Here is a 5,094-nt window from a genome sequence, read left to right as displayed (position 1 = left end):
AGATCTTTTCTCGATCCGATTTCCTCGGTGCTTTCCAGGTTCCCGCTTTTGTTTCGCGGTTTCCTTTCCGGCGGTTCCGACTTTATCAGAAGTTCTGAGTCGGTTTTCCCGGCCCCTCCCGGGGTGGTCCCTGCGTGCTTGAAGCTGCCGGGTTCCCGTTCAGGCGGAGCCGTAAACGTACTGGAGCGGGGCGCCCCGATGCAAATCGAGGGGCCCCGCTCCGAGTCCGCGCGGATGACGGGTCGTCCGCGGGTCAGACCTCCACGACGACCGGGAGGATCATCGGCCTGCGGCGATAGGTGTCGGAGACCCACTTGCCCAGCGTGCGGCGGATGAGCTGCTGCAGTTGGTGGGGCTCGACCACCCCGTCCTGGGCCGAACGTTCCAGGACCTCGGTGATCTTCGGGAGGACGGCCGAGAAGGCCGAGTCCTCGATGCCCGAGCCGCGGGCCTGGACGTGCGGACCGCCCGTGATCTTGCCGGTGGACGAGTCCACCACGACGAAGACCGAGATGATGCCCTCGTCGCCCAGGATCTTGCGGTCCTTCAGTGCCGGCTCGCCCACGTCGCCGACCGAGAGCCCGTCGACGTACACGTAACCGGCCTGGACCTTGCCGGAGATCTTGGCCTTGCCCTCGATGAGGTCGACGGCGACGCCGTCCTCCGCGATGACGATCCGGTCGTGCGGGACGCCGGTCATGGCGCCCAGCTCGGCGTTGGCCCTCAGATGGCGCCATTCGCCGTGGACCGGCATCAGGTTCTTGGGGCGGCAGATGTTGTAGAAGTACAGGAGCTCGCCCGCGGACGCGTGGCCGGAGACGTGCACCTTGGCGTTGCCCTTGTGGACGACGTGCGCGCCCCAGCGGGTCAGGCCGTTGATCACGCGGTAGACCGCGTTCTCGTTGCCGGGGATGAGCGACGACGCCAGGATCACCGTGTCGCCGTCGACGATACGGATCTGGTGGTCGCGGTTGGCCATGCGGGACAGCGCGGCCATCGGTTCGCCCTGGGAGCCCGTACAGACCAGGACCACCTCGTGGTCGGGGAGGTCGTCGAGGCTACGGACGTCCACCACCAGACCCGGCGGGACCTTGAGGTACCCGAGGTCACGGGCGATACCCATGTTGCGGACCATCGAGCGGCCGACGAAGGCGACCCGGCGGCCGTACTCGTGGGCCGCGTCCAGGATCTGCTGGATGCGGTGGACGTGGCTGGCGAAGCTGGCCACGATGATCCGCTTGCGGGCGTTGGCGAAGACCGTGCGCAGGACGTTGGAGATGTCCCGCTCGGGCGGGACGAACCCCGGGACCTCGGCGTTCGTCGAGTCGGCGAGAAGGAGGTCGATCCCCTCTTCGCTCAGCCGTGCGAAGGCGTGGAGGTCCGTGAGGCGGTTGTCCAGCGGGAGCTGGTCCATCTTGAAGTCGCCCGTGTGGACCACCATGCCGGCCGGTGTGCGGATGGCGACCGCGAGGGCGTCCGGGATGGAGTGGTTGACCGCGATGAACTCACAGTCGAACGGGCCGATGCGCTCGCGGTTCCCCTCCGCCACCTCGAGGGTGTACGGACGGATGCGGTGTTCCTGGAGCTTGGCCTCGATGAGGGCGAGGGTCAGCTTGGAGCCGATCAGCGGGATGTCCGGCTTCTCCCGGAGGAGGTAGGGGACGCCGCCGATGTGATCCTCGTGGCCATGGGTGAGGACGATGCCCTCGATGTCGTCGAGGCGGTTCCGGATGGACGAGAAGTCCGGCAGGATCAGGTCGATTCCGGGCTGCTCCTCCTCGGGGAAGAGCACTCCGCAGTCGACGATCAGCAGGCGGCCGCCGTACTCGAAGACCGTCATGTTGCGGCCGATCTCGCCGAGGCCGCCCAGTGGGGTGACCCGCAGGCCTCCTTCGGGGAGCGGCGGCGGCGGGCTCAGTTCGGGGTGCGGATGACTCAAAAGACTCTCCTCAACCACACACGCCACGTACCGGTCGGGCACGTGGCGCGCGTGACGTTCGTGCAGAAGCAGTTGTCGGCTGGAAGGCGCAGGCACCGGTGGGCCTGCGGTGTTCGGTCGTATTCAGTTGTGAAGTCTGGTGTCAGAGCTGTACCCCGCCCGCGGCAAGATCGATCTTGAGCTGTTCGATCTCTTCGGGGGAGCACTCGACCATGGGGGCGCGCAGCGGGCCCGCGGGCAGGCCCAGGAGGGTGAGCACGGCCTTCGTGGTCATGACGCCCTGGGTGCGGAACATGCCCGTGTAGACCGGGAGCAGCTTCTGGTGGATCTCCGTGGCCTTCTGGACCTCGCCGGCGACGAACGCGTCCACGAGGGCGCGCAGGTCGGGGGTGACGACATGACCGACGACCGAGACGAAGCCGACCGCGCCCACGGAGAGCAGCGGCAGGTTCAGCATGTCGTCGCCGGAGTACCAGGCGAGGCGGGACCGGGCGATGGCCCAGCTCGCGCGGCCGAGGTCGCCCTTGGCGTCCTTGTTGGCCACGATCCGCGGGTGCTCCGCGAGGCGGACGAGCGTCTCGGTGTTGATCGGGACGCCGCTGCGGCCGGGGATGTCGTAGAGCATGACCGGCAGCTCGGTGGCGTCGGCGATCGCCGTGAAGTGACGGTACAGGCCCTCCTGAGGGGGCTTGTTGTAGTACGGGGTGACGGCCAGGAGGCCGTGGGCGCCCGCCTTCTGCGCCGCGTGCGCCAGCTCGACGCTGTGCCGCGTGTCGTTGGTGCCGACGCCGGCCACGACGTGGGCCCGGTCGCCGACGGCCTCCAGGACGGCTCGTACCAGGTCCGATTTCTCCGCGTCGCTGGTGGTCGGGGACTCGCCGGTGGTGCCGTTGACGATCAGGCCGTCATTGCCTGCGTCCACCAGGTGGGTGGCGAGCCGCTGTGCGCCGTCGAGGTCGAGCGCGCCGTCCGCCGCGAAGGGCGTGACCATGGCGGTGAGGACCCGCCCGAAGGGGGTCTGCGGAGTGGAGGTCGGAGCCATGGGTAACACGCTACTCGTTGCTCAGGGTGGGGTCTGCCCTCGGGGCGGGCGACAAGTCGTGACAAAGGTGGAGCCCGGCACTGCCTGCTCGGGGGTTCAGGCAGTGCCGGGTCCGTTTGATCAGGCTAGATGAACTTCTCCAAATGCCGCAATACGGACACTTCGCACGGATGATCCGTACATACGTCTTCCGTCACGGGGCGACACGGCCGTTGGCGTTGAAGGCCGCGTAGGTGAGGGGCATGAGCCTGGCCCACTCGGCCTCCATCTTCTCGCCGACCATCTCGATCTCCCGCTGCGGGAAGGACGGGACCTTCGCCAGCTCGTGCTGGGTGCGCAGGCCGAGGAAGTGCATCAGCGAGCGGGCGTTGCAGGTGGCGTACATCGAGGAGAACAGGCCGACGGGGAGGACCGCGCGGGCGACCTCGCGGGCGACGCCGGCGGCGAGCATCTCCTGGTAGGCCGCGTAGGCCTCGCGGTACGAGTCCTCCATGGTGCGCGCGACCAACTCCTGCTGGGCCTCGGTGCCCTCGACGAAGACGTACTTGCCGGGGCGGCCCTCCTGGACGAGCTTGCGGGAGGCGTCGGGGACGTAGAAGACGGGCTCCAGCTCACGGTAGCGGCCACTCTCCTCGTTGTACGACCAGCCCACGCGGTGACGCATGAACTCGCGGAAGACGAAGATCGGGGCGCTGATGAAGAAGGTCATCGAGTTGTGCTCGAAGGGGCTGCCGTGGCGGTCCCGCATCAGGTAGTTGATCAGGCCTTTGGAACGCTCCGGGTCCTTGTCCAGCTCGTCCAGGGACTGCTCGCCGACGGTCGAGACGCGGGCGGCGAACAGCACGTCGGCGTCGGACGCGGTGTGCTTGACCAGCTCGACGGTGACGTCGCTGCGGGTGAAGATCTTGGTTTCGTCGGCGGGCCTGTCGGTCACAGTGCGGGGGTCCTTCCGGGTCGGCTTGAACGCGGCGCCAACTCTACGGGGGCGCCGGGGGCGGGCCCTCACGGGCAGCCTCGGATTCGTCCGGGACGTCTCGTGAAATGGGGCACGTTTTCGGGCACCCGATCGTCTGTATCAGTGACGTGCACCAGTGACGACGTCCACCGACGACGTCCACGCGAGTTCCCAAGGAGGACGAACCCATCATGTTCCGTCGGCGCGAGTCCGTACCCTTCGCCTTCCTCGCTGAAGCCGACAAGTTCCGCAGCAATGTCACCCCGCCGGCCCGGGAGCGGTCCTCCGTCGGGGAGATAGCCGGGCGCTGGCTGCTGGGGGTCACCATCGTGTCCGCGCTGGTGGGGTCCCTGGTCATCGGGATGCCGGCGCTGTCCCAGGACCAGTCCGCGCAGACGCAGCAGTCGCAGGCGTCGGAGGGACGCTGACTCCTTCACCGTCGTCCGAAGGGTGCGGGAGTACCTCCACGGGACCCCGAAGGTGGTGGGGACGGGCGGGGGGCGGATAGCCTCTCGGGGCACAGCCCACGCATGGATCGAGTGAGGACCAGCCGTGCCCCTGTCCTTCCTGGCGGCCGACCGCGCCTTCGAAACGGTGGACGACGTCGCGTTGCCCTTCGACGACCGTGACCACTGGCGGCGCCCCTACCGTCCCGGGCCCTGCCGTGTCGGCGCGGCCGCGCTGTGCCTGCTGCTCGCCTCCTACGTGCTGTTCGCGGCGGTCGTGATCGCGCTGACCAGCTCGGTGTCGGAGGCCGGCGTGATCTTCGGCGTCTCGCTGCTGGTGATCGCCGCGGCGCTGCGGCTGCTGCGGATGGGCGTGTGGGTGAGCGCGCGCGGGCTGCGGCACGTGGGCTTCCTCCGCACCCGGACGGTGTCCTGGGGGCGGGTGGCGGCCGTACGGACCGTGCAGCAGCCGGTGCGCTGGCTGGGTCTGCCGCGGACCGTGCAGGGCCAGGCCCTGACGCTGCTGCGGCGGGATCGCGCGACGGACGGTGCCCTGCCGCTGCTGACGACGCACGGGGCCGACTTCTTCGGCCGGGTCGAGGCCTTCGACCGGGCCGCGGACGCGGTGGAGGCCTGGGCCGAGGAGTACGGGCTGCACTGAGCCCGGAGGCTGAATTATAGGGGCCCGGCCGGCGTGTTTTCTTGAGTGTAT

5 protein-coding genes are annotated in these 5,094 nt (G+C 68.6%); 2 read left to right on the top strand and 3 right to left on the bottom strand.

Annotation, left to right across the window (positions count from 1 at the left end; genetic code table 11):
• Positions 1 to 253 precede the first annotated feature (253 nt).
• The 3 genes from ACFV9M_RS41730 to thyX form a co-directional block, all read right to left on the bottom strand.
• A complete protein-coding gene (locus ACFV9M_RS41730; protein ID WP_385079696.1) occupies positions 254 to 1,939 on the bottom strand; it encodes a ribonuclease J in 1,686 nt (561 codons plus the stop codon).
• A 142-nt stretch (positions 1,940 to 2,081) separates the two neighbouring features.
• On the bottom strand, positions 2,082 to 2,981 hold the full coding sequence (gene dapA, locus ACFV9M_RS41725; RefSeq protein ID WP_385079694.1) for a 4-hydroxy-tetrahydrodipicolinate synthase: 900 nt from the start codon (positions 2,979 to 2,981) through the stop codon (positions 2,082 to 2,084).
• Between the two features lie 193 nt (positions 2,982 to 3,174).
• The gene (gene thyX / locus ACFV9M_RS41720; protein WP_385079691.1) at positions 3,175 to 3,915 is read right to left on the bottom strand and encodes an FAD-dependent thymidylate synthase; all 741 of its coding nucleotides are present in this window, start codon (positions 3,913 to 3,915) and stop codon (positions 3,175 to 3,177) included.
• 212 nt (positions 3,916 to 4,127) lie between these two features.
• Between thyX and ACFV9M_RS41715 the strand changes: the two genes are divergently transcribed.
• Both ACFV9M_RS41715 and ACFV9M_RS41710 read left to right on the top strand, forming a co-directional pair.
• Positions 4,128 to 4,364, top strand: coding sequence for a hypothetical protein (locus ACFV9M_RS41715; protein ID WP_385079690.1), 237 nt, complete (start codon positions 4,128 to 4,130; stop codon positions 4,362 to 4,364).
• A 124-nt stretch (positions 4,365 to 4,488) separates the two neighbouring features.
• On the top strand, positions 4,489 to 5,043 hold the full coding sequence (locus ACFV9M_RS41710; protein WP_385079687.1) for a hypothetical protein: 555 nt from the start codon (positions 4,489 to 4,491) through the stop codon (positions 5,041 to 5,043).
• Positions 5,044 to 5,094 lie beyond the last annotated feature (51 nt).

Origin of the sequence: Streptomyces sp. NPDC059895, assembly GCF_042731035.1 — a bacterium.
Lineage (GTDB): Bacteria > Actinomycetota > Actinomycetes > Streptomycetales > Streptomycetaceae > Streptomyces.
This window is presented reverse-complemented; position numbering and strand designations above follow the sequence as displayed.

What these genes read in the sequence shown, in the direction of transcription:
- dapA (WP_385079694.1), bottom strand. Translation starts at nt 2,981, where the DNA reads ATGGCTCCGACCTCCACTCCGCAGACCCCCTTCGGGCGGGTCCTCACC.
- ACFV9M_RS41715 (WP_385079690.1), top strand. Translation starts at nt 4,128, where the DNA reads ATGTTCCGTCGGCGCGAGTCCGTACCCTTCGCCTTCCTCGCTGAAGCC.